Here is a 23,928-nt window from a genome sequence, read left to right on the forward strand (position 1 = left end):
GGAGAGTTGAAGGGCATCATCCTGGCCGGGGGGCACGGCACCCGGCTGCACCCGGTGACGATGGGCGTCTCGAAGCAGCTGCTGCCGGTGTACGACAAACCGATGATCTACTACCCGCTGTCGGTGCTGATGCTGGCCGGCATCCGGGAGGTCCTGCTCATCTCCACGCCGAACGACCTGGGCGGGTTCCGCCGCCTGCTCGGCGACGGCGGCGAGCTGGGCCTGCGCATCGACTACGCCGAGCAGACCGAACCCCGCGGCCTCGCGGACGCCTTCCTGCTCGGCGCCGACCACATCGGCGACGACCCGGTGGCGCTCATCCTGGGCGACAACATCTTCCACGGCCAGGGCTTCTCGACGCTGCTGTCGAGCACGGCGGCCGAGGTCGACGGCTGCGTGCTGTTCGGCTACCCGGTGCACGACCCCGAGCGCTACGGCGTCGGCGAGGTCGACGAGGCGGGACGGCTGATCTCGATCGAGGAGAAGCCGAGCCGCCCGCGCTCGAACCGCGCGATCACCGGTCTGTACTTCTACGACAACGAAGTCGTCGACATCGCCAAGAACCTGCGCCCGTCGGCCCGGGGCGAGCTGGAGATCACCGACGTCAACCTGGCGTACCTGGCGCGCGGCAAGGCCAAGCTGGTCGACCTCGGCCGCGGATTCGCCTGGCTGGACACCGGAACCCACGAATCCCTGACCGAAGCGGGCCAGTACGTGCGCATCCTGGAGCACCGCCAGGGCGTGCGCATCGCCTGCATCGAGGAGATCGCGCTGCGCATGGGTTTCATCGACGCCGAGGCCTGCTACCGCCTGGGCGAGAAGCTCGCGAAGTCCCCGTACGGCCAGTACGTCATGGAGGTCGCCTCCTCCGGACACCCCGCCGTGGAGTGAGCGCGGGCCGGGATCACGGCACCAGGTCGAGGAACTCCCAGTGGGCGCGGGGCTGTGCGCCGCTGAGCCACTTCCCGCAGTTCTGCAGGACGACCGGGCTCGAGGTGATGTGCTGGGTGCCGGTGCCCAGGTCGCGGAGGAAGCGGTCGATCGGTCCGCGGCGGATCGCCGCCGTGCCCGCCCAGCGGTGCACCGTCCGGCCGATCTCCGAGGCCGTCGTGGTCGCGTGGTTGAGCGTCAGCCGGATCAGCGTCTCCTGGTCGGTGCTCAGCGCTTCGCCCGCGGCCAGCGCGTTCTCGATGCCCTGCCACTCGTGCATCGCCCACGCCCGCGCCGAGCGGAGCTTGGCCTCGGCCGTCGCGTAGTCCGCGTGGAACTGGGCGGTGCCCACCGCCGCGTTGGGCGTGCCGGACTTGGCCTCGGCGACCGACTTCAGCTCGTCGAGCAGGCGGCGGGCGACCCCGAGCGCCCACCCGGTGTGCCCGATCGCGGCCATGTTGACCAGCCCGACCCGGTACATCGCGCCGCCGTTGGCCGGGGTGGTCGTGGTCGCCGGGTAGGTGTGCGTCGCCGGGACGAACGCGTCGGTGCAGCGGTAGTCGATGCTGTTGGTCGCGCGCAGTCCCAGCACGTCCCAGTTGTCGACCAGCTCCACCTGCGACTTCGGCATCGCCAGCACCCGCAGCTCCCCGGTTCCGTCGGCCTGGATCGCGCTGTGGATGTGGGTGGCCAGCGACATCCCGGAGGCGAACTGCCAGCTGCCGCTCACCAGGTAGCCGCCGTCCACCGGAACGGCCCGCCCGGGCCGGGTGCCGTGCCCGGCCAACCGCGCGTGCCCACCGCCCGCGACGTCGGAGAACAGGTCGTCCGCCGCAGCGGCGCCGAGGTAGGCCGCAGTGGTGCCGGTGACGTGCTGCATCGCCATCATCGTCCACCCGGCCGCGGCGTCGTGGCGGCTGAGCCGCTCGATCGTCCCGATCAGCTGCCGCGGCGAGAACTCGTGCCCGCCGAGGTTCTCCGGCAACCCCGCCCGCACGACCCCCGCGTCCAGCAGGGCCCGCCCGGTCTCCTCGGACAACCTGCCCGCCGCTTCAGCCGCGTCGGCACCGGCCTCCAGCATCCCGGCGAGCGCGTCGATCCGCTCCAGCACAGCGGGGAACTCCGCGCTGACGTGCAATCGGTCCGAGACCGTCATGACCTGCCGCTCCTCGCTTCCGACGCCAACCCGCGCCACTGTACGAGGAGTCCCACCGCCGCACGGCCCACTTGGGCAACAGTGGCAACCACGTCAAGGCGCTGCGGACCGCGCTGAAGCGGTCGACGGCGGCTTCTGCGCGGGCACGACGAAGGCGGTGCGCGCCTACCAGAGCGCCAACCGTCGAACCCCCGCTCCTCGACGGCGCGGGCGGGATCGGCGACCGGCATGCTCCGGTCGGTGGTGAAGGCCGAGGTGCCGTGCTTCATGCGACGTCCCCTCAGGCGTGGCGCGGCGAACGTCACCACTATCCGGCATCGAGGGCGAGGATCAGCGCTGAACCGGGTCGCCGTCAGCCCCCAGGAAGGCTTCGAGCTCGGCGGGGGTCGGGGCGACCTCCCAGTCGCCGGGGGCCGTGCACATCACGGCACCGCAGGCGTTCGCCCGGGCGAGCTTCTCCTCGACGCTCCAGCCCTGCACGTCCCCGCTGAGGTACCCGGCCACGAACGCATCCCCCGCGCCCACCGTGTCGACGACGTCGACACGGTGGCCAGCGGCGTGGACCGCAGCGCCCCCGATGTACGCCGAAGCCCCGTCGGCGCCCCGCTTGACGACGATCTCGCGCGCGCCAGCGGAGTCGAGGGCGCGGGCCAGCTCGTCGATCGCCGAAGACCCGTCCGCCGCACCGCCGGGAACCACGCACGCCAGCTCCTCCGGCGAGCCGAACACCAGGTCCGCCTCCGCGACGAGCTCGCCCAACACCTCCGAGGCGACGTCCGCGGAAGCGAGCGCCGACCGGTAGTTCACGTCGACGCTCACGCGCACCCCGGCGGCCCGCGCCCGCCTCGCGACGGAAAGGCACGCCTCGCGCGCCGAGTCCGACAGCAGCGGCGTGATGCCGGTGAGGTGCACCAACCCGGCGCTCTCGACCAGCTCCGCGGGCACGTCCGCGGCCGCCAGCCGCGAACCGGCGGAACCCGCGCGGTAGTAGTACACCCGCGACGTCCCCAGTCCCGTGATCTCCTTGAGCATCAGGCCGGTCGGCGCCTCGGGATCGACCCGCGCCCGCACGTCCACGCCCTCGCCGCGGATCTCGCGCACCACGCGCTTGCCCAGCGAGTCGTCGCCGACCCGGCCGATCCAGGTGACCGGAACCCCGAGCCTGCTCAGGCTGACGGCGACGTTCGTCTCCGCACCGCCGATCCCCACGTGCGCTTCGGACACGTGCGACAGCGAACCGATGCGCCCGCCGGTGAGCAGGCCCATCGTCTCGCCCAGCGTCAGGACCTGGGACGTCATTCGGCCCCACTCCCCGCGCACACCTCGACGAACCGCCGCGCCCGCTGCGCGAGCGCACCGAGCTCCCCGCCCTTCATCGCGTCCCCGAGCAGCGGGCCGCCGACGCTCACCGCCGCCGCACCGGCCGCGAGCCACGCCCGCGCCGATTCGAGGTCCACCCCGCCGGACGGGATGGCGGCCAGGTCCGGGAACGGACCGCGCAGGTCCTTGAGATATCCCGGCCCCACCTGGCCGGCGGGGAACACCTTCACCGCGGAGACGCCCCGGTCCCAGGTGGAGAACAGCTCCGTGGGGGTGAGACCGCCCGGGACGATCGCGATGTCCCGTTCGAGGGCCCGGTCGACGACGGCGAGGTCGGAGACCGGCGTGACGACGTAGTGCGCTCCGCGGTCGGCGGCGGCGTCCACGTCGCCGGGCCGGGTCACCGTGCCGATGCCAATGTCGGCCGTCTCCGCGTACCGCTCGATGATCCCGGGCAGCGCGGCGAGCGTCCCGGGGGTCGTGAGCGTGAGCTCGAAGCTCCGCACCCCCGCCTCGACCATCGTGTCGACGATTGGCACGTAGTCCTCGGCGCGCTCGCCGCGGATCACCACGACGAGCCGCGAGGCGGCGGTCCGCCGCGGCAGGGCCTGGCGCTGGCTCATCACGTCCGTCCTCTCTGGGTTCACCAGTCGTGCACGGTGCCGTCGAGCAGGCGGTTCACCGGGAGGTAGGCGGCGGTGTACGGGTGGCGGGCGGCGAGCTCCTCGTCCAGCTCGACGCCGAGGCCGGGGTTGTCGCCGGGGTGTAGGAAGCCGCGGTCGAACGTGTACGACGTGCGGAAGGTCCGCAACGTCAGCTCGTTGTGCGGCATGTACTCCTGGATGCCGAAGTTGTGGATCGCCAGGTCGATGTGCAGCGCGGCGGCCATGCCGATCGGCGAGACGTCGGTCGGGCCGTGGATGCCGGAGCGGATCCCGTAGATCCCGGCGAAGTCGAGGAGCCGCTTCATGCCCGTGACTCCGCCGGTGTGCGTCGGCGCCGAGCGCACGTAGTCGATGAGCCGCTCGGTGATGAGCGTCTGGTAGTCGTACGCGGAGTTGAAGACCTCGCCGGTGGCCAGCGGCGTCGTGCTGTGCTGCCGGACGAGCCGGAACGCCTCCTGGTCCTCGCCGGGCGTCACGTCCTCCAGCCAGAACAGGTCGTACGGCTCCAACGACTTCGCCAGCCGGGCGGCTTCGATCGGCGACATGCGGTGGTGGCCGTCGTGCAGCAGCCGCAGCTCCGGCCCGAACTCCTCGCGCACCTTCTCGAAGATGGTGGGCACGTGCCGCAGGTAGGCGGGCGTGTCCCAGTCCTCCTCCTCGGGACGCGTCGCAGCGCTGCCGTCGGCCGCGCGGTGCGCGGGTTCGTAGTCGTACCGCTCCCCCGGCTTCGCCGTGTCCGAGACGCCGTAGACCCGGTTCAGGCCGGGGACGCCCGTCTGGATGCGCACCGCGGTGTAGCCCTCGTCCACGTACCCGCGGATGGCCTGGGCCAACGTCTCGTAGTCGTTGCCGGAGGCGTGCGCGTACGCCCGGAGCGCGTCCCGGCTCGCCCCGCCGAGCAGCTGGTACAGCGGGACGCCCGCCTTCTTCGCCTTGATGTCCCACAGCGCCATGTCCACGGCGGCGATCGCCGCCATCGTCACCGGCCCGCGCCGCCAGTACGCACCGCGGTACAGGTACTGCCAGGTGTCCTCGATGCGGTCCTCGTCCCGGCCGACGAGCGTGCTCGCGAGGTGGTCCCGCAGGTAGGACGCGACGGACAGCTCCCGGCCGTTGAGCGTCGCGTCGCCCCAGCCCACGACCCCGTCGGAGGTGACGATCTTGAGGGTGACGAAGTTGCGGCCGGGACTCGTGACGACGACGTCGACGGTCGAGATGCTCACGGTGCTTCGATTCCTTCCGGTGGATGTCGACGGTGGACGGTGCTCAGACCGCGTTGCGCGGGTCCCGCAGGTCGCGTCCGGCGACCTCGGGCATGAGGAACGTCCCGATGAGCGGGCAGGCGGTGAAGATGGCGAGCATGACCGCGATCGGGACCCACGACCCGGTCGCCGCGGCCACCCAGGCCGCCACCACGACGGGGCCGATGCCGGTGGCGATCATCGCGGCGACCTCCCGGACCACGCCGGTCGCGGCGTAGCGGTGCCGGGAGCCGAACAGCTCCGGCAGCGTGAGGTTCTCCAGCGAGGCGAGCGCCATGACCGACACGTTGTGCATCACGATGTAGCCGAGGAACACCTTCGGGACCTCCGCCCCCGCGATCGCCATCATCGTCGGCACGATGAGGATCAGCGAGATCACGCTCATCACCTGGTACATCCGGCGGCGGCCGAACCTGTCGCCGAGCGCGCCCACGATCGGGACCGTGACGAACGCGCACAGCGAGGAGACCATGACCACGCTGGTGCCCACCGAGGCCGACATCGCGAGCGTGACGGTGATGAACGAGACCATGTAGGTCTGCAGAATCCCGGAGTTGCCCGCCTGCCCGAACCGGAGCAGGAACGCGGGGACGAGCGCGCGCCACTTCTTCTGCTCGAGCGCTTCGAGCATCGGCGCGTCGCCCTCCCGCTGGGCCTTGGCCCGGACCTCGTCGTCGGTGAGCGCCACGCCGTCGTTGACGTGGGAGCTCTCCTCGAACACCGGGCTCTCCTTGAGCCGGAACCGGATCCACACGGCGAACAGCAGGATGACCGCGCTGCCCAGGAACGGGATGCGCCAGCCCCAGGCGAGCAGCTGCTCCTCGGAGAGCACGGCGACGAGGAGCCCCCAGATCGCCGACGCACCGAGGGTTCCGCAGTTCGTGCCGAGCGCGACGAGCGAGGCGATGATGCCGCGACGCTTGGCTGGCGCGTACTCGGCGAGCATGACGCCCGCACCGGAGATCTCGGCACCTGCGCCGAAGCCCTGCACGAGGCGCAGCACCGCGAGCAGGACCGGCGCGAGCACACCGATGGAGTGGACGGTCGGCAGCGCACCGATGAGCGTCGTCGCACCGCCCATGAGCGCGATCGTGATGAACAGGACCTTGGTGCGCCCCACCCGGTCGCCGAGCCGCCCGAAGTACCACGCGCCCGCGGGCCGGGCGAGGTAGCCGACCGCGTAGGTCGCCATCGCGGACACGACCGCGAGCGCGGGGCTCTCGCCCGCGAAGAACAGCTCGCCGAAGACGAGCCCGGCCGCCAGCGAGTAGAGCTGGAAGTCCATGAACTCGAGCGCGGTGCCGAGCCACCCGGACATCGCGGCGCGGGCGAGGTCACCGGTGCTGCGCTCGACCTGGGTGCCTTTCGCGGTGCCCGTGCCGGGCGGCGGTGCTGAAGCGGACATCGTTGTACCTTCTTCGGTTTCCGGCGGGGTGATCAGAACTCGATGAGGACCTTGCCGGAGGCAGCGGAGTCCTTCGCGGTCTCGAACGCGGCGACCGCTTCGGTCGCGGGGAACACGTGCGTGACGACCTGGGAGATCGAGGGGTGGGTGGCGAGCAGCTGGACGGCGTCGTCGAGCTCCGTCGAGAAGCGCAGCGACCCGCGCAACTGCACTTCCTTGGTCACCAGCGGCGCGAGGTTCACGCCGATCGTGGTGTCGGCGAGCATGCCGACCTGGACGACGACACCCGCGCGGGCCGCCGACACCACCGCCTGCGTCAGCGATGCGGGCGCGCCCGAGCACTCGAACACGACGGGGTAGGCGGTCGTCGGGACGTCGTCGCGGCCGATCAGCAACGTCTCGTGGGCACCGAGCGCGCGAGCCCGTTCCAGGGCGGCTTCCTGGATGTCCCCGACGACCACGTGCTCGACGCCCCGCGCGGCGAGCGCCGCGACGACCAGCAGGCCGACCGGTCCGGCACCGAGCACGAGCGCGCGATCACCGAGGTCACCTCCGGCGACCGTGAGCGCGTGCAGCGCGACGCCGAGGGGCTCGGCGAGCGCCCCGTCCCGCAGCGACAGCCCTTCCGGCAGCTCGCGGAGCATCGGCTTCTCGACCAGCACGTACTCGGCTGCCGCACCCTGGCGGTGCGGGAAGTCCGCGGCGCTGCCGAGGTAGTCGCCGCCGGGCCACAGGTGCGGCCGGTCCGCGATGCCGTCCACCGGGGTGCCGTACCGCGCGGGGTGCACGGTCACCGGCGTGCCCTTGGCCCACTCGCCGCTCGGGTCGGCTTCGACGGTCGCGGAGAACTCGTGCCCGGGGGCGAAGGGCTCGCGGACGAGGTTCTCCCCGTTCTTGCCGTGGAAGTAGTAGTGCAGGTCCGAACCGCAGATGCCGACGTACCGCACGCGCAGCAGCACCTCGCCGTCAGCGGGTTCGGGAATGGTGAGGTCCTCGAGGCGCATGTCCTCGGCGCCGTGGATGAACAGGCCCTTCAACGCAGATCAGCTCCAGGGGTCGGGGGGTGCTCAGCGGGCGGTGGCGACGTCGGCGGCCGCGGCGCGCACACCGCCGCGGGTGATGGCGGTGAGCAGGTCGGCGACCCGGTCGGTGAAGGCGTCCTGCTCGGCGAGGGCGGTCGGGAAGAAGCCGCCGTCCATGACCCGGCGGGCGTGGTCGGCGGCGCTCACCGCACCGCCGACGGCGGTGGCGAGCCGGTCGCGGGCGGGTTCGACGATGCGCTCGGCGAGCGGGCCCGGGGTGAAACCCGCTGGCGGGGCGACGCACGCGATCCACGCGGCCGTGCACAGCGCGAGGTGGTGCGGCACCGCACCGCGCCGGAGGTGGAACAGCGCGGCGTCGGGGATGCGCTGGAGGAGCTTGAGGGACCCGTCGGTGCCCACCTGGGTGGTCGCGTGCCCGATGAGCGGGTTGCGCCACCGGGCGTCCAGTTCGGACACGTACGCGTCGGCGTCGAACCCGGTGGGCGGGGTGAACGTCGGCAGGTAGTCGTCGGCGATCCCGCCCAGGACCGTCTCGCGCACGAAGTCCTGCCCCCACGCGGCGTCGATCGTCGGCGCCCCGGAGAGGACCCCGAGGTAGGCGATGAGCGAGTGCGATCCGTTGAGCAGGCGCAGCTTGACCATCTCGTGCGCCTCGAGCTCGTCGGAGAACGTCGCCCCCGCCAGGTCCCACGCCGGGCGGCCGCCCGCGAAGTCGTCCTCGAGGACCCACGTGGTGAACTCCTCGGCCGGGACCGGGCACTGGTCCGCGACGCCCAGCAGGTCCGCGACGAGGCGGGAGTGCTCGGCGGTCGTCTTCGGCACGATGCGGTCGACCATCGCGTTCGGAAACGACACCGCGGTGGACACGAAGGACAGCACGTCCTCGCCCACCCCCGCCGCCTGCAGGAACTCCTCGACCACGGCCCGCGTGACCTCGCCGGAGGACTGGAGGTTGTCGCAGGACAGGACGGTGAACGGCGCTCCCGAGGCGGCGCGCTTCTCCAGGCCTCGCGCGATCATGCCCACCGCGGTGCGCGGTGTCGCCCCCGCCGCGAGGTCCGCAGCGACCTCCGGGGCGTCCAGCGCCAGCTTGCCGGTCGCGGGGTCCCGCGTGTACCCGACCTCGGAGACGGTGAGCGTGACGATGCGGTGCGCCGGATCCGCGATCGCGTCCACCACCGCGGCCGGATCCTGGGCGGCCACCCCGGTGTCGCGGTGGACGTCGACCACGCCCGCTTCGACGCCGTGCTCGGTGAGCTGGAGGATCGAGTAGACGTTGTCCTGGGCCCGCATCGGGGCCACCACCCGGTCCGACGAGTGCGCGAACCCGCGGATCCCCCACTCGCCACCGGCCGCCGCCATCGCCTGCGCGGTGTAGACCGCGCCGTGCGCGCGGTGGAAGTTGCCCAGCCCGAGGTGGACGATGCCGGTCCGATCCGGCGCGGAGGCTCCGATCAGCGATCCCGCGGGCACGCTCTTCCGGCCCAGTTGTGTCATGACGTCCTCGTCTCTCCACGACGCGTGGGGCGGTCACCCAGCTGCAGTGCGTTTCGCATCGCGAACCGACCGTTTTGCATGTTGGACCACAAGTTAGGCTTGCGGTCACCGCAACGCAACATCGACCCGGATGACAATGGAGCCATGGAGACCGAAACCACATCGGCGACGCCGCCCGTCACCAGCCTCGACCGCGCGCTCGTCGTGCTCGAGACGGTCGCGGCAGCGGGCCCGGAGGGCCTCGCGCTCGGCGAGATCGCGGCGCGCACGGGGATCAACAAGGGGTCGGTCCACCGGTTGCTCCGCGGCCTCGCGCACCGCGAGTACGTGGTGCGCGACGGCGACGACCGCAACTACGTCCTCGGCGAGGCGCTCCGGCGGCTGGTGCGGACCTTCGGCGCGGACGACAACCTGCCGCTGATGTTCCGGCCGCTGCTGCTCGAGCTGTCGCGCCGGACGGAGGAGCTCGTCCACCTCGGCGTGCTCGACGGGCGCCGCGTCGTCTACCTCGACAAGATCGAGCCGGAGCGCTCGGTCCGCGTGTGGTCCCGGGTCGGCCGCCGCACGCACATCGCCAGCACCGCGCTCGGCCGCGCGCTCATCGCCGCAGCACCCCCGAACGACGCGCTGATGACCAGCTACCTCAAGGAAGCCGAGCCCGACCACGCGCACCCCGCGCTGGGCGAGCGGTTCCGCGACGCGGTGGCCGCCGCGCGCGAGCGGGGGTGGGCGATCGAGAACCAGGAGAACGAAGCCGGGATCGCCTGCGTCGGCATCGCCCTGACGTCCGCCACCTCGCAGGACGTCGCCATCAGCGTCACCGGCCCCGCCGAGCGCATGACCACCGACCGCCTGGCCGAGATCGGCGCCCTGCTCCGCGAACTCGCCGCCGACCTCGCCCCGGCCGACTACGCCCTCGCACCGACGTCGGGGTGACCTGGGCTCACGCGCTCGGCGGCGCCTGCGGAACGAGTCGCTGGGCGCCGATGACGGAGAGGAGCTGGAGCTTCTCGTAGCTCTCGCTGCCCGGGACGGCGGTGTAGACGAGGAGCTGGTGCGACTGGTCGGGGTCCAGCAGCGTCTGGCAGGTCAGCTCCAGGTCGCCGACCTCGGGGTGCACGAAGCGCTTGGTGTCCTGGTGGCGGACCCCGATCTCGTGCTCCGCCCAGACGGTGCGGAACTCCTCGCTGCGGGCGAGCAGGAGGTCCAGGAGGTGGGCGGCCCGCGACCCGGGCCCGCGGAGCGTGACCAGCCTGCGCAGCCCGGCGGTGAAGAAGCGGGAGTGCAGCGCGTGGTCGTCGGGGTGGTACAGCGCCCGGGTGCCCGGGTCGGTGAACCACCGGAACCCGATGCTGCGCGCCGGGCCGGTGTACCGGGTGGTGTCGCCGGTGAGCGCGACGGAGAGCGGGGTCTGCCGGAGCGTCTCGCCGAGCTCGGTGACGATCTCGGCGGGGGTGTCGGTGAGCCGGTCGAAGACGCGGAGCAGCCCGGGACCGATGTGCTCGCCGGTCGCGCCCCGCGCGGGCGGGTTGTGCCCGGCGAGGCGGAACAGGTGGTCGCGCTCGTCGAGGGACAGGTGCAGGCCCTGGGCGATCGAGGCGATCATCTGCTCCGACGGCTGCGGTCCGCGTTCCCGTTCGAGCCTGCTGTAGTAGTCGGCGGAGATGTGGCAGAGCGCGGCGACTTCCTCGCGGCGCAGACCGGCGGTTCGACGCCGCTGCCCGCGGGGGAGCCCGACGTCCTCGGGCTGCAGCGATGCTCGGCGGCGCCGCAGGAACTCGGCGAGACCCGCTCGATCGATCATGGTCCTCCTCCCGGTCCCGTCCCAGTCTGCTCCCGGCCCCGGGCGGTTGCCTGGGACTGCCGATCCCCCGCTGGCTGCCTGGGATCGGGAGGCCGTGGATGCGCCCGCGGATCGGGCGCAACCTGAGCTCACACCCGTTCTTCCGGAGAGACCAGGAGCAGCCCATGGCACGCACCCGACCAGACGTCACCGTCCCCGACCTCGCGGGCAGGCTCGCCGTCGTCACCGGCGCCAGCGCCGGGGTGGGGCTGGGCCTGGCGGCCCGCCTCGCCGGGGCTGGTGCCGAGGTCATCATGCCGGTCCGCAACCGCCGCAAAGGAGCGGCGGCGATCGCGGAGATCAAGCAACAGCACCCGGAGGCGGCCGTGTCCCTTCGGGACCTGGACCTCTCGTCGCTGGACTCGGTCGCCGCGCTGGGCCAGGCGCTGCGCAGCGAGGACCGCCCGATCCACATTCTGATCAACAACGCCGGCGTGATGACCCCACCCACCCGCCAGACCACCGCCGACGGGTTCGAGCTGCAGTTCGGCAGCAACCACCTGGGCCACTTCGCCCTCGTCGCCCACCTGCTCCCCCTGCTGCGAGCCGGACGCGCCCGCGTGACCTCGCAGATCAGCATCGCCGCGAACCAGCACGAGATCAACTGGGGGGACCTGAACTGGGAGCGCTCCTACCACGGCCGCCGCGCCTACAGCCAGTCCAAGATCGCCCTCGGCCTCTTCGCCGTGGAACTGCACCGGCGCAGCCAAGCGGAGGGCTGGGGCATCACCAGCAACCTGTCCCACCCCGGTGTGGCCCCCACCAGCCTCCTGGCGGCCCGCCCAGAACTGGGCCGCTCCAAGGACACCCTCGACGTCCGCCTCATCCGGGCTCTCTCCCGCCGGGGAATCCTCTTCGGAACAGTGGAAACGGCCCAACTCCCAGCCCTCCTGGCGGCCACCTCCCCGACCGCCCGAGGAGCCCACCTCCACGCCCCCAGCGGCCTGGCCCAACTAGCAGGCCCACCCACCGAACAACCCCTCTACACCCGCCTCCGAAACCCCCAAGAAGCCCAAGAACTCTGGCAGATCTCCGAAACCCTCACCAAAACCCCCATTCCAACCCCCTGACCCAACCCAACCCACAACGAGACCGACTCAACAAGAGGGCCCCGCCCGCAGCAAACCTACGAGGCGGGGCCAAGCACTCAGAGCACGAAACCCACGAGCCGCTGACGAACCCCAAGCCACCCACACCAACCGAGCCCAACAAAAGCGCACTCCGAACAACCACAACGAAGAACCCCGCCCACAACCAAGCAACAAACCGCACCCAAGAACCGCTCCTACCACCCAAAGATCAAACCGTGAACACTCCACCCCAAGGAGCAACCCGCACCCAACCACCCAAAGACACACGACCCACGAAGAAACAAACCAAGAACCCCACCACCACCCACCCCAAACCGGAGCGCGCCAACACTCCGCGGGCAACGCAAGCTCGACCCCACAGACTCCAACGCTCCACGACCCCACGAGCTCCAACGCTCCAACGCTCCACGGCCCCACGGCCCCGCGGCCCCGCGGCCCCGCGGCCGAGCGGCTCCACCCCAAACCGATCCCGCTAGTCAATGACCAGACCAGCAACGCACCCACCGCAAGGAGCCAAGAAGAACCAACCCCCGCACCGTGGGGGCCTACGGGGGCTCGGCCCCCGTAAGGACATAACGCAGAAAGCCCCGTCTACGCTCTCCGTAGACAGGGCTCTCCCACTTTCTGCGTGGAGCTGAGGGGAATCGAACCCCTGACCTTCTCGATGCGAACGAGACGCGCTACCAACTGCGCTACAGCCCCTCGCCTCAAGGCTTTCGACCTCTCGGCTTTGTTGTTGTCAGTACTCTAGCAAGCCCGGTTCCGGGGGTTCGCAGCACCCCCCTGGTTGGTGCCCCGGGGTCATTCCCCGGCTGCTCGGCGGTAGGGCTCCCAGGTGCGTTCGTCCAGCTCGTCGAACATCGGGTCCTCGTCGTCGATCTCCACCCGGACCGCGTGGGAGGGCTGGCGGGTGTCGCGGCGGTCGGCGGGCTCGTCCTCGGCCACGTCGTCGTACTCGTCGTCGTGGCGGCCTTCGTCGTACTCGTCGTCGTACTCGAGCTCGTCGCGCTCGCCGTTCATCCGGGCGAGGCGGCGGGAGCGGATGTCCTCCTCGATGCGGACCTGGCGGCGCAGGTAGGTCAGGTAGCCGACGGCCACCAGGTCGATGACGCCGTGCAGCCACCACAGGACCGGCCACACGAGTCCGGCCAGCAGCGCCGTCACGACCGCGGTCGCGAGCATGCCGACCACGATCCGCTGCCGCCGGGCGTACTTGGCGCGCGCGGCCAGCGCGGCGGCCTCCGGGTCGAACCCGCCACGGCCGGGCCGGTAGCGGCGGCCCGCCCGGACGTCGTCGGCGTTGACCCGGCGCCACGCGCCGTCGTCGCTGTCGTGCTCCTCGACCACGTCGTCCAGCTCGGTGTCAGGCATCCCGGCCTCCTCCGTCATCACGGCTCCGGTCCTGGCCGGACGCCGACCGCTGCCGCGTCGGACCACCCTCGCGGCGAGCGCGGAGTCAGTGGTCTTGGACACTTCCTGGCGGCGGCGGGCGAACATCGGCACCAGCACCACCAGCCATGCCGCCGCCAGCGCAGCGAAGATCAACGAACTGGGCATGCCTCGCCACCTCCCCCTGGCCACCGGCAGCACACAAGTCTGCGGTCGCCACGCTAGTCACATCTGCCACTCCCGTGTTGGAGCCACGCCGAACACGGTAAGTTCCGCGCGCCCTGCAGAACCGCACGTGCAGCGGAGCCAGCGGCAACATCGACACCCGTGCGCGGGGCCCCACACCGCCAAACGCGTGCGATCACACGTCCGTTCGGCTCAACTTCCGCCACATCCGGCCGGGCCAGCGGTGACCGTGCGTGATCAAGATCTCCCGCCCGTTCGGCCGTCAGGGGCGGCTGGCCCCGCCGCCGCGGATCAACCGCGCGACCGCGCCCTCCGGGACCTCCTCGGCGGTCAGCGCGTACACGTAGTGGTCCCGCCAGTCCCCGGCGACGTCCAGGTAGCGCTGGAACAGCCCCTCGCGGCGGAACCCGGACTTCTCCAGCACCCGGATGCTCGGCTGGTTCTCCGGCCGCACGGTGGCTTCCAGCCGGTGCAGCCCGACCGGGCCGAAGCAGTGGTCGACGGCCAGCGCGACCGCGGTGGTGGCCACTCCCCCACCAGCCAGCCGCTCGGCGACCCAGTAGCCGATCCACCCCGAGCGCAGCGCACCCCGGACGATGTTGCCGATGGTCAGCTGCCCGGCGAAGTCGCCGTCGACCGTGATGCTGAACGGCAGCGCCTGGCCGCGGCGGGCCATGCCGCGCAGCGCCGCCCACTGCGCGGGCCAGGCCATCGGGGCGTTGCGCTCCTGCCAGCCGCCGACCACCGTGGGTTCCCACTGCTGCAGGTAGGCCCGGTCGTGCAGCCGGGCGCGGCTCCACGCCGACGCGTCGCGCAGCCGCGGCGGGCGCAGCGCGACCGCCCCGCGCGCGGTGACCAGCGGCCCGAGCCGGGCGGGCCACCCGGGGTGGCGGCCGATCGGGAACCCATCAGCGTCGGTGGGCTGCATCGGCCGCTCAGGCGCGCTGCGACAGGAAGCGGACCTGGACCTCTTCACCCGCGCCGATCTCGGTGACCTCCTCGTCCACCACCACCAGGCAGTTCGCCTCGGCCAGCGAGGCGAGCAGGTGCGATCCCGAGGTGCCCAGCGGTTGCACCAGGTAGGAGCCGTTCTTCGGATCGCGCAGCAGCTGGCCGCGCAGGAACCCCCGCCGCCCCGCGGTGGAGGTGATCGGCGAGAGCAGCTCGGCCGTCACGGTGCGGCGGTGCGGGTTGGGCTTGCCGAGGGCGGCGCGGATCAGCGGCCGCACCAGCACCTCGAAGACCACCAGCGCGCTCACCGGGTTGCTGGGCAGCACGAAGGTGGGGATCTCGTCCGGGCCCAGGCGTCCGAAGCCCTGCACCGACCCGGGTTGCATCGCGACCCTGGTCACGTCGAGCTCGCCGAGGTCAGCCAGCGCCGCCCGCACCTCGGCCCCGGCCGCGCCGCCGACGCCACCGGCGACCACGACGATCTCCGAGAGCAGCAGCCGCCCCTCCACGACCTCCCGCAACCGGCGCGGGTCGCTGCTCATGATGCCGACGCGGGTGACCTCGGCGCCCGCGTCCCGCGCGGCCGCGGCCAGCGCGTAGGAGTTCACGTCGTAGACCTGGCCCTGCCCGGGCGTGCGGTCGACGTCCACCAGCTCCTCGCCGACGGAGATCACCGACACCCGCGGCCGCGGGTGCACCAGCACCTTGTCCCGCCCCACCGCTGCCAGCAGCCCGACCTGCGCGGAGCCGATCGGCGCTCCGCGGCGCACCGCCACGTCCCCGGTCTGCACGTCCTCGCCGGTGCGGCGGACGAACGCCGCCGAGGGCACCGGGCGGCGCACGGTGACCTTGGCCGGGTGCTCGTCGGTGTGGTCCAGCGGGACCACGGCGTCGGCCAGCGTCGGCAGCGGCGCCCCGGTGTCCACCCGGACCGCCTGGCCCGGCTGCAGTCGGCGGGGCTGCCGGGAGCCGACCGGGATCTCGCCTACCACCGGCAGCACCGTCGACTCGTCGGCGGCGGCCTGCACGTCCACGCTGCGCACCGCGTACCCGTCCACCGCTGCCTGGTCGAAGCCCGGCAGCGCCTGCTCGGCGACGACCTCCTCCGCGCACAGCAGGCCCTGCGCCTCGGAGATCGCCACCCGGACCGGTGCGGGCCGGACAGCCGCCGTGAGCACGCGTGCGAGTTGCTCGTCCACTGACCTCATGGCTGCCGTCCTCTTCCCGCGCACCGAGCCGCCGCCCGGCGTGGCTGTCATCACGTCCTGTCCCGGCGGAGGTGGCCGCGCGGACCGCGGCGAGCGCTCGGGTCGATCAGGACGCCCCGTCGTCCTCCGCGATCCGCTCGACGAGCCAGGACCGCAGGTCCGGCCCGTACTCGGGATCCGCCAACGCGAAGTCCACCGCAGCTTTGAGGAAACCGCCAGGATTTCCCAAGTCGTGTCGCCCACCTCGATGGACCACCACGTGCACCGGGTGCCCTTCGGAGATCAGCAACGCTACGGCATCGGTGAGCTGCAGCTCACCTCCGGCACCGGGCTCGATGCGGTGCAGCGCGTCGAAGACGGCGCGGTCCAGCAGGTAGCGACCGGCCGCGGCGAAGGTGGACGGGGCCTCCTCCGGCGCTGGCTTCTCGACCATGCCCCGGACCTGCTTGACGTCCTCGTCGTCGGTCTCGGTGACGTCGAACACGCCGTAGGCCGAGATCTGCTCACGCGGCACGTCGAAGGCGCACAGCACGCTGCCGCCGTGCCGGGCGCGCACCTCCGCCATCCGCCGCAGGACGCCGGTGGGCAACACCAGGTCGTCGGGCAGCAGCACGGCGACCGCGTCGTCGGCGTCGGTCAGGTTCGGCTCCGCGCAGCCCACGGCGTGGCCGAGCCCGAGGGCCTGCTCCTGCGTCGCGGTCTCGGCGGAGAGCAGGCCGGGCGCGCGGCGGACCTTCTCCAGCAGCGCGTCCTTGCCGCGCTCCGCCAGGGTCCGCTCGAGCTCGGGCTGCGGTTTGAAGTAGTCGGCGACCGCGCCCTTGTCCGGCGAGGTCACGATGATCAGGCGTTGTGCGCCCGCTTCGGCCGCCTCGGCGGCGACCAGTTCGATCCCGGGGGTGTCCACGACCGGGAGCAACTCCTTGGGCACCGCCTTCGTGGTCGGCAGGAACCGGGTTCCCAGTCCGGCTGCGGGCACGATGGCGGTCCGGAACGCGATGGGCGTGCTCGTCGGGCTGCTCATGGGAAGTGAGCCTATCGGGCAAACCTACAGTGGAACGGTGAGCTCGCTGGAGGAATCTCGTACGACGAAGGCCGAGTGGCGGCGCAAGCTGCTGCAGCAGCGCCGTGAGGTGGACGAAGCCACCCGGTCGGCTGAAGCCGGTGCGCTACAGGAGGCGGCGCTCGCCTGGTTGGCAGAGCACCCGGTGCGGACCGTCGCGGCCTACGTGCCGGTTGGCGGCGAGCCGGGCTCGCCGGACCTGCTGGAGGCGCTGCGCGCGGCGGGGCTGCGGGTGCTACTGCCGGTGGTGAACCGCCGCGAACCGCTGGAGTGGGCCGACTACACCGGCCCGGACTCGCTGCGCGGGGCGGGCTTCGACCTGCTGGAACCCGCTGGCCCGCGGCTCGGTGCCGAGGCGGTCGGAGAGGCCGGGGCACTGCTGGTGCCCGCGCTGGCGGTGGACCGGCGGGGCGTGCGGCTGGGGCGCGGCGCTGGTTACTACGACCGGTCGCTGCCGATGGCCGATCCGGCGGCACCGCTGATCGCGGTGGTCCGGGACGAGGAGTTCGTCCCCGAGCTGCCCGGGGAGCCGCACGACGTGCGGATGACCGGGGTGCTCACCCCGAATCGCGGTGTCGTGTCACTACCCGTGTGATGCAGGCCTGTTTGCGCTGGACACCTGTTCTGAAGCATCATCGGGTTAGCACTCCTGTAGTTCGAGTGCCAAGACGAGAAGCCGGAGGTTCGCGGCCGTGCCCACTTACCAGTACGCCTGCACCGAGTGTGACCACCGATTCGAGCAGGTGCAGTCGTTCAGCGAGGACTCCCTGACCGAGTGCCCGGAGTGCACCGGCCGGCTCCGCAAGCTGTTCAACGCCGTGGGCATCGTGTTCAAGGGCTCCGGCTTCTACCGCACCGACAACCGGTCGTCGAACTCGTCGAGCAGCGGCTCGTCGTCCTCGTCGTCGAACAGCTCGTCGTCCGACTCGTCGTCCTCGTCGAGCAGCAGCTCGTCGTCCTCGACGTCCTCTTCGAGCAGCTCCTCGACCACGACGGCCGCCGCTTCCTGAGCACCTCGATCCCCGCTCGCCGACCGCGCCCCGCGGTCGGCGATTTTCGTGTGCACGGCCAGTGATCACCGTTTTCCCGTTCGAGTGATCCGAGTTGTCCACACCGGACCGGTCTGTCCACAGATTTCCGAAACCCCCTCCCGCTACGGCGAAGCGCTCCCTAACTTCGGACGAGTTCGTTCCACCCGGAGAAGCGGAGCCGACCATGACACCCGAGGACCGCCTCAGCGCGAGGCCGCACGACCGCATCGCCGCCCTCTTCCGCACCCGGCGCGGGGGCCTGCTGCTACGCAGGTCGACCGCGCTCGCCCTGCTGCTGCTCGCGGCCGCGCTGGCCGTGCAGGACCACGGGCCTCCGCGAGCCGGGGTGCCGGTGCTCGTCGCCGCGCACGACCTGCCGCCCGGCCGCGTCCTGTCCGAAGTGGACGTGACGCGCCGCGAGCTGCCGGTCGAGCTGGTCCCGGACGGCGCGCTGCGGGACGCCCCTGCCGCGCTGGGCCGGGTGCTCAGCGCCGCCGCCCGGCGCGGGGAACCGCTGACCGACGCACGCTTCAACGGCCCGACCGCGGCTTCCGGAGCCGGGGCGGTGTCCGCGCCGATCCGGCTCGCCGACCCCGAGGTGGCCGACTTCCTCGCACCCGGCAGGCGGGTGGACATCGTCACAGCCGCTCGGTCGCAAGGCCGTTCGGTGCTGGCCGAGAACGCCCCGGTGGTCGCGGTCCAGCCCGCGCAGGACCGCGGCAAGCACGGCCGACTCGTGTTCGTCGGGCTCCCGGAACGGCTCGCGGGCGAGGTGGCCGCAGCATCCCTCAACCAGACGGTCACCGTTACGCTGCGCTGAGTAGCATCCTTAGGCCGATTACCCCATCGATTCGGCGTTCATCCGTCCGTGAGCGCCGCAGCACCCTGACCTCGAAAGGAGCTCCAAGCGTGTTCAAGGGCTTCAAGGACTTCCTGATGCGCGGCAACGTGGTCGACCTGGCCGTCGCGGTGGTGGTCGGCAGCGCGTTCACCGCGCTGGTCACGTCCTTCACCACCGCCATCATCAAGCCGGTCATCGCGGCCACCGGCGGCGGCAACGTCACCGGCCTGACCATCCAGCTGCGCGCGGGCAACGACGCGTCGATCATCGACTTCGCGGCGGTGATCAACGCGGTGATCACCTTCCTCATCACCGCGGCGGTGGTGTACTTCCTGTTCGTGCTGCCCATGAAGACGATCAACGAGCGGCGCAAGAAGGGCAAGGAGGAGACCCCGGCGGACCCGACCGACATCGAGTTGCTGCTGGAGATCCGCGACCTGCTGCGCCGCGAGCAGGGCCTGCCCGCGGTCACGGGCCTGGCCAGCCAGCTGGAGAAGGCCGAGGTCACCATCGACGGCCAGCGGAAGGAGTAGGGCCCCGGGTCAGCGCGGGTCGTGGTGCGGCGGCCGGTTCTCGCGGTACCAGCGCTCGTCGTCCTCAGCGGGCGCCCGGTCCGACCGGTCGTCCGAGGTGGTCTCGGGCAGCACGTCGCCGAAGATCTCCGCGAGCTTGCGCCGCCGCTCCCGCTCGTTCCGACCTGTCTCGCCGTTCAACTCCAGACCTCCCACCGGCTCCGCGCCCGATCCCCGCAGGTGGCGCACCCCCATCATCCCGCACCCCGGGAGCCGGGCGAGGACACCGCCGACCCCGGGTGTGATGTCGACTACAGTTGAGGGCACGAGGTCCGCACAGCCGCGGGAGCGGCGCCAGGCGTTGGCTCACCGGGCGTCAGCCGCGGGAGGCGAGAACATGGGATTCCTGGACAAGGCCAAGGAACTGGCGAACCAGGCCAAGGGCAAGGCGGAGGAGCTCGCGGAGAAGGCGGGGCCGAGCGCCGCGAAGGGGCTCGACGCCGCCAAGTCGAGCTTGGACAAGGCCACCGGCGGCAAGTACCACGACAAGATCGAGACCGTCAGCGGCAAGGTCGAGGGCGTACTCAAGCGCGAGCACCACGACGGCCAGCACCCCAAGGCCACCGACGAGAAGGGGCCGGAGCCCGGCTCCCCCGGGGACAAGGGCCCCGGCGACACCGGTCAGGCACCGAAGACACCCTGACCGACTGGCGGAGCGGTGGCGGCTCCGCGTGGGGACCGCCACCGCTCCGCCTCGTCGGGGTCAGGCCGTCTCGAGGCCGGACAACTGTTCGATCACATGGGTCACCAGGGGCGTCAGGGTGGCCATGCCGTCGCGGACCGACGCACGCGAACCCGCGAGGTTGACCACCAGCGTGCTGCCGGAGACGCCGACCAGGCCGCGCGAGACACCCGCCTCGACGGCGCCCGCCGCCAGGCCGGAGGCCCGCAGGGCTTCCGCGATGCCCGGGATCGGCCGGTCCAGGACACCAGCTGTGGCGTCCGGGGTGACGTCCCGCGGCGACACACCGGTGCCGCCGACGGTGATCACCACGTCCACCCCGCCGATCACCGCGGTGTTCAGCGCGTTGCGGATGTCCACCGTCTCACCGGCCACCGCGACGGTGCCGTCGACGATGAACCCGGCCTCCTCCAGCAGCTCGGTCACCAGCGGACCGATGCTGTCCTCCTGCTCGCCCTGTGCGACGCGGTCGTCCACCACGACCACCAAAGCCCGTCCCAAACGCTGCGCGCTGCGTTCCATGCCGGTAACCGTAGTGCCAAGGGGTGGGTCGGTCAGAGCCAGCGAGCCGGTGAGTTCGGCCAACCGGCGCCGCTGCACCACGCCTGTTCCGTCGGACATGTTCCTCCTCATCACGAAGAAGCCGAGCTCCGGCGGGGTTTCCGCCCCGCATTCGCGAGCTGCGCCACAAGCCTTCCCCGCCGTCGGCCGCTCCGGGGGCGCGGAGGGGACAGGGCCAGCCCGGTGGGCGGCCGACGGCGGGGGAACGCGGCCCGGCGGTGCCGGGCCGCGCGTCCGGTCACCCCTGCCCGGCGAGCGTGGCGTCCACGGTGCGATCCCCGCCGCCCCCGCTGATGGTGATCTTGACGCGGTCGCCCGGCGCGTGCGAGCGGACCGCTGCCACCAGCGAATCGGGGTCGGTGATCGGCCGGGTGTCCACCTTGGTGATCAGGTCACCGACGCGGATCCCGGCCTGTTCGGCGGGGCCACCGGGCACGACGTTGCGAACCAGTGCTCCCGGCTGGTTGCCGACGCCGATCAGCACGCCGAGCGTGGTCTGGGTGGCCGAACCCCGCTCCTTGAGCTCGTTGGCGATCCGCCAGGCCTGGTCGATCGGGATCGCGAACCCGAGACCGACCGATCCGGCCTGCCCCTGCCCGTTTCCGGGGCTGTAGATCGCCGAGTTGATGCCGACCACGTTGCCGTCCATGTCGACCAGCGGACCACCGGAGTTGCCGGGGTTGATCGCCGCGTCGGTCTGCAGCGCGTTGAGCACGGTGTCCTCGCTGCCGGACTCGCCGCCGGCGCGCACCGGGCGGTCCTTGGCGCTGATGATCCCGCTGGTCACGGTGCCGGACAGGCCGAACGGTGAACCGATGGCCACCACCGGGGCGCCGACCGGCAGGTCGTCGCTGCGGCCCAGCTGGGCCGGGGTGAGCCCGGTGATGTCGGCCTTGACCACCGCGAGGTCGGACTTCGGGTCGGTGCCGACCACCCGCACCGGCGCGGAGCGGCCGTCCTGGAACTGCGCGGTGATCTGGCCGCGCGCACCGCCACCGTCCACCACGTGGTTGTTGGTCAGGATGTAGCCGTCGTCGCTGATCACGATGCCGGACCCCTCGCCGGAACCGCGCGCGGTGACCAGCTGCAGCTGGACGACGCTGGGCAGCACCCGCTCGGCCACCTGCTGCACCGAGCCCTGCGGCGCGGTGCTGATGCTGCGCGCCGGGCGCGACTCGTCCAGCGACGTCACACCGGGCCCCTGGTCACCGAACTGGTAACCCACGTACCCGCCGACCCCGCCGCCGACCAGCCCGCACACCAGGGCGAGCGCGGCCACGCCCGCGACCAGCCCGCTGCGGCGCGACCGCTGCGGCGGAGGCGGCACGGCGGCGTGCCCACCGGCCGACGGCCAAGGCGCGTGCGGGAACTGCTGCGTCGCGTGCGGCTGCGCTCCCTGCGCCGCGTACGACTGCTGCCCCTCCGGCTGGGCCGCGTACGGGCTCGTCGCCTCCGACGGCCGCACGTACGGGTTCGTCGCCTCCTGCTGCGCGTACGGCTGCTGGCCCTCGGGCTGCTGCGGCTGCTGGGGCGAACCGGGTTGCTGGGCCTGCTGGGGCTGCGGCGAGCCGGGCGGCTGTGGCTGCTGTGGCGACACCCCGGCTGGTGGCGTGTCGCCGGTGCTCGCGGACGTGCCTTCCGGCCGCGGCGTCGGTTCTTCCGGCTGGTTGCCGGAACCCGGGGTGTGATCGGTCATGCCCCCACTCTGCTCCACGCGGCTGAGAGCCGCCTGAGACCCCCCTGTGGACGCGCCTAGACGTGGGGGTGGGTTTGTGACCTTGGCCGCATGGTTGGGCCCGCGGACCAGTGGTGGGCCGTGGATAGGAGCCGGAGACCAGGGGTGAGCCGTGGATAGGAGCCGGAGACCAGGGGTGAGCCGTGGATAGGAGCCGGAGACCAGGGGGATACCGGCGTGGGCTTTGGGGTGGAGGGGCGACGTTGCGGGCGGGGCTGGTTTTGGGTTCAGAGCGGTAGGCGGTCGGCTTTGGGGAGATGCAATTTCAATCGAAATTGCTCGTTCTCGACGGAACCTGCGGTGGTGGGTGTGCAATTTCAATCGAAATTGCAACCGTCACCACCCCTCCGATGCTGTCCGGGTTCTGTGCGCGTGCGTGGACCGCGCGGCTCAGGCTCTCAGGCGGGTTGCTTGTTGTTCTGGGGTTGTGTCGTTGATCCAGACCCCCATGCCTGATTCCGAGCCTGCCAGGTACTTGAGCTTGTCCGCCGAGCGGCGGATGGAGAAGAGTTCCAGGCGGAGCCAGGAGAGGTCCCTGCCCACTCGGACCGGGGCCTGGTGCCAGGCCGCGATGTAGGGGAGGGGTCGTTCGTAGAGGTTGTCCAGGCGGCGGAGGACTTCCAGGTAGGTCGCGGCGAAGTCGTCCCGCTCCTCGGGGGTGAGGGCCGGGATGTCCGGGACCCTCCGGTGCGGGACCAGGTGGACTTCCACCGGCCAGCGGGCTGCTGCCGGGACGTAGGCCGTCCAGTGGTCGGAGTCGATGATCACGCGCTCACCGGACTCGCGTTCGGCTGCCAGGACGTCTGCCTGGACGTGGCGGCCGTGCCGGGAGAGGTAGTCCTCCGCGACCCGGAGCATCTTGCCGGTCTTCGGGGTGACGAACGGGTACCCGTAGATCTGGCCGTGCGGGTGGTGGAGCGTCACCCCGATCTCCTCGCCCCGGTTCTCGAAGCAGAAGACCTGCTCCACGCCCGGGATCCCGGCCAGGGCGGCGGTCCGGTCGGCCCAGACGTCCACGACGCCGCGGGCTTGGGCCGGGGTGAGCGCGCTGAACGAGGAGTTGTGGTCCGAGGTGAAGCAGACGACCTCGCAGCGGCCGCGGGCGGGCGCGGACGGCACCACCGGCATGCCCTCCACTGTGGAGTCCTCACCGGGGATGCCTTGGGCGAACGACGGGAACTGGTTCTCGAAGACCACCACGTCGTAGTCGGGTTCCGGGATCTCGGTGGGCCGCCCCGGGGTGCTGGGGCACAGCGGGCAGAGCTCGGCCGGTGGTTTGTAGGTGCGCGACTGGCGGTGCGCGGCGATCGCCACCCACTCGCCGGTCAGCGGGTCCCGGCGCATCTCCGACGCCGGGGCCTGCGGCGGCAGCTCGCGGGTGTCCTCGGCGTCCCGGACCCGCGACGGGTCGGCGTCGAAGTAGATGATCTCCCGGCCGTCGGCCAGCTTCCGTGCGGTGCGCTTCACAGTTCCGCCTCTCCGGGCCGTGCGGTGGCGGTC

At 71.8% G+C, this 23,928-nt stretch carries 24 protein-coding genes and 1 tRNA gene; 8 read left to right on the top strand and 17 right to left on the bottom strand.

The window, feature by feature from the left end:
• Positions 1-6: 6 nt before the first annotated feature.
• Positions 7-891 carry a glucose-1-phosphate thymidylyltransferase RfbA gene (gene rfbA, locus ABT324_RS17980; RefSeq protein ID WP_351178274.1) on the top strand — a complete coding sequence of 295 codons (885 nt, stop codon included), beginning with the start codon at positions 7-9 and terminating at the stop codon, positions 889-891.
• A gap of 13 nt (positions 892-904) precedes the next feature.
• Here the strand turns inward: rfbA and ABT324_RS17985 are convergent, their stop codons facing one another.
• From ABT324_RS17985 to ABT324_RS18015, 7 genes are all read right to left on the bottom strand, one after another.
• Positions 905-2,086 (bottom strand): acyl-CoA dehydrogenase family protein, encoded by a 1,182-nt coding sequence (locus ABT324_RS17985; RefSeq protein ID WP_351178277.1) that lies wholly within the window; start codon positions 2,084-2,086, stop codon positions 905-907.
• A 330-nt stretch (positions 2,087-2,416) separates the two neighbouring features.
• Positions 2,417-3,385 (bottom strand): sugar kinase, encoded by a 969-nt coding sequence (locus tag ABT324_RS17990; protein WP_351178280.1) that lies wholly within the window; start codon positions 3,383-3,385, stop codon positions 2,417-2,419.
• On the bottom strand, positions 3,382-4,029 hold the full coding sequence (locus tag ABT324_RS17995) for a bifunctional 4-hydroxy-2-oxoglutarate aldolase/2-dehydro-3-deoxy-phosphogluconate aldolase (protein ID WP_351178282.1): 648 nt from the start codon (positions 4,027-4,029) through the stop codon (positions 3,382-3,384). Before ABT324_RS17995 ends, ABT324_RS17990 begins: the two co-directional genes overlap by 4 nt.
• A 20-nt stretch (positions 4,030-4,049) precedes the next feature.
• Positions 4,050-5,294, bottom strand: coding sequence for a D-mannonate dehydratase ManD (gene manD / locus ABT324_RS18000; protein ID WP_351178285.1), 1,245 nt, complete (start codon positions 5,292-5,294; stop codon positions 4,050-4,052).
• Positions 5,295-5,337: 43 nt separating this feature from the next.
• Positions 5,338-6,738, bottom strand: a complete 1,401-nt coding sequence (locus tag ABT324_RS18005) for an MFS transporter (protein ID WP_351178288.1) — start codon at positions 6,736-6,738, stop codon at positions 5,338-5,340.
• A 32-nt stretch (positions 6,739-6,770) separates the two neighbouring features.
• On the bottom strand, positions 6,771-7,775 hold the full coding sequence (locus ABT324_RS18010) for an L-idonate 5-dehydrogenase (RefSeq protein WP_351178291.1): 1,005 nt from the start codon (positions 7,773-7,775) through the stop codon (positions 6,771-6,773).
• 30 nt (positions 7,776-7,805) lie between these two features.
• The gene (locus ABT324_RS18015) at positions 7,806-9,278 is read right to left on the bottom strand and encodes a mannitol dehydrogenase family protein (RefSeq protein WP_351178294.1); all 1,473 of its coding nucleotides are present in this window, start codon (positions 9,276-9,278) and stop codon (positions 7,806-7,808) included.
• Between the two features lie 144 nt (positions 9,279-9,422).
• Here ABT324_RS18015 and ABT324_RS18020 point away from each other — a divergent pair, with 144 nt between their 5' ends.
• A complete protein-coding gene (locus ABT324_RS18020) occupies positions 9,423-10,214 on the top strand; it encodes an IclR family transcriptional regulator (protein WP_351178297.1) in 792 nt (263 codons plus the stop codon).
• A 7-nt stretch (positions 10,215-10,221) separates the two neighbouring features.
• Here ABT324_RS18020 and ABT324_RS18025 read toward each other — a convergent pair whose 3' ends face one another.
• A complete protein-coding gene (locus tag ABT324_RS18025) occupies positions 10,222-11,082 on the bottom strand; it encodes a helix-turn-helix transcriptional regulator (protein ID WP_351178299.1) in 861 nt (286 codons plus the stop codon).
• A 164-nt stretch (positions 11,083-11,246) separates the two neighbouring features.
• Here ABT324_RS18025 and ABT324_RS18030 point away from each other — a divergent pair, with 164 nt between their 5' ends.
• Positions 11,247-12,191 (top strand): SDR family oxidoreductase, encoded by a 945-nt coding sequence (locus ABT324_RS18030; protein WP_351178302.1) that lies wholly within the window; start codon positions 11,247-11,249, stop codon positions 12,189-12,191.
• Positions 12,192-12,841: 650 nt separating this feature from the next.
• Here ABT324_RS18030 and ABT324_RS18035 read toward each other — a convergent pair.
• From ABT324_RS18035 to ABT324_RS18055, 5 genes are all read right to left on the bottom strand, one after another.
• Positions 12,842-12,914 (bottom strand) — tRNA-Ala (locus tag ABT324_RS18035).
• A gap of 99 nt (positions 12,915-13,013) precedes the next feature.
• On the bottom strand, positions 13,014-13,769 hold the full coding sequence (gene sepX, locus ABT324_RS18040; protein ID WP_351178305.1) for a divisome protein SepX/GlpR: 756 nt from the start codon (positions 13,767-13,769) through the stop codon (positions 13,014-13,016).
• A 280-nt stretch (positions 13,770-14,049) separates the two neighbouring features.
• Positions 14,050-14,715: a GNAT family N-acetyltransferase gene (locus ABT324_RS18045; protein ID WP_351178308.1), complete on the bottom strand. Its 666-nt coding sequence runs from the start codon at positions 14,713-14,715 to the stop codon at positions 14,050-14,052.
• Between the two features lie 7 nt (positions 14,716-14,722).
• Positions 14,723-15,946, bottom strand: a complete 1,224-nt coding sequence (glp, locus tag ABT324_RS18050; protein ID WP_351178311.1) for a molybdotransferase-like divisome protein Glp — start codon at positions 15,944-15,946, stop codon at positions 14,723-14,725.
• Between the two features lie 106 nt (positions 15,947-16,052).
• Positions 16,053-16,967 carry a UTP--glucose-1-phosphate uridylyltransferase gene (locus ABT324_RS18055; protein ID WP_351178314.1) on the bottom strand — a complete coding sequence of 305 codons (915 nt, stop codon included), beginning with the start codon at positions 16,965-16,967 and terminating at the stop codon, positions 16,053-16,055.
• Positions 16,968-17,004: 37 nt separating this feature from the next.
• Here ABT324_RS18055 and ABT324_RS18060 point away from each other — a divergent pair, with 37 nt between their 5' ends.
• From ABT324_RS18060 to mscL, 4 genes are all read left to right on the top strand, one after another.
• Entirely contained in the window at positions 17,005-17,601 is a 597-nt protein-coding gene (locus ABT324_RS18060) for a 5-formyltetrahydrofolate cyclo-ligase (protein ID WP_351178317.1), read from the top strand.
• A 97-nt stretch (positions 17,602-17,698) separates the two neighbouring features.
• Positions 17,699-18,016: an FmdB family zinc ribbon protein gene (locus ABT324_RS18065; RefSeq protein ID WP_351178320.1), complete on the top strand. Its 318-nt coding sequence runs from the start codon at positions 17,699-17,701 to the stop codon at positions 18,014-18,016.
• Positions 18,017-18,221: 205 nt separating this feature from the next.
• Positions 18,222-18,857, top strand: a complete 636-nt coding sequence (locus ABT324_RS18070) for an SAF domain-containing protein (protein WP_351178323.1) — start codon at positions 18,222-18,224, stop codon at positions 18,855-18,857.
• A gap of 89 nt (positions 18,858-18,946) precedes the next feature.
• A complete protein-coding gene (gene mscL / locus ABT324_RS18075) occupies positions 18,947-19,411 on the top strand; it encodes a large conductance mechanosensitive channel protein MscL (protein ID WP_351178326.1) in 465 nt (154 codons plus the stop codon).
• A gap of 9 nt (positions 19,412-19,420) precedes the next feature.
• On the opposite strand, the gene ABT324_RS18080 is transcribed toward mscL, so the two are convergent.
• Positions 19,421-19,591 (bottom strand): hypothetical protein, encoded by a 171-nt coding sequence (locus tag ABT324_RS18080; RefSeq protein WP_351178437.1) that lies wholly within the window; start codon positions 19,589-19,591, stop codon positions 19,421-19,423.
• A gap of 196 nt (positions 19,592-19,787) precedes the next feature.
• On the opposite strand from ABT324_RS18080, the gene ABT324_RS18085 reads away from it, so the two are divergent.
• Positions 19,788-20,093, top strand: a complete 306-nt coding sequence (locus ABT324_RS18085; RefSeq protein WP_351178329.1) for an antitoxin — start codon at positions 19,788-19,790, stop codon at positions 20,091-20,093.
• Positions 20,094-20,153: 60 nt separating this feature from the next.
• Here the strand turns inward: ABT324_RS18085 and ABT324_RS18090 are convergent, their stop codons facing one another.
• The 3 genes from ABT324_RS18090 to galT form a co-directional block, all read right to left on the bottom strand.
• Positions 20,154-20,654, bottom strand: a complete 501-nt coding sequence (locus tag ABT324_RS18090) for a MogA/MoaB family molybdenum cofactor biosynthesis protein (RefSeq protein ID WP_351178332.1) — start codon at positions 20,652-20,654, stop codon at positions 20,154-20,156.
• 277 nt (positions 20,655-20,931) lie between these two features.
• Positions 20,932-22,389 (bottom strand): S1C family serine protease, encoded by a 1,458-nt coding sequence (locus ABT324_RS18095; RefSeq protein ID WP_351178335.1) that lies wholly within the window; start codon positions 22,387-22,389, stop codon positions 20,932-20,934.
• Positions 22,390-22,818: 429 nt separating this feature from the next.
• Positions 22,819-23,895, bottom strand: a complete 1,077-nt coding sequence (gene galT / locus ABT324_RS18100) for a galactose-1-phosphate uridylyltransferase (RefSeq protein ID WP_351178338.1) — start codon at positions 23,893-23,895, stop codon at positions 22,819-22,821.
• Positions 23,896-23,928 lie beyond the last annotated feature (33 nt).

This window comes from Saccharopolyspora sp. NPDC000359 (assembly GCF_040300525.1).
GTDB lineage: Bacteria > Actinomycetota > Actinomycetes > Mycobacteriales > Pseudonocardiaceae > Saccharopolyspora.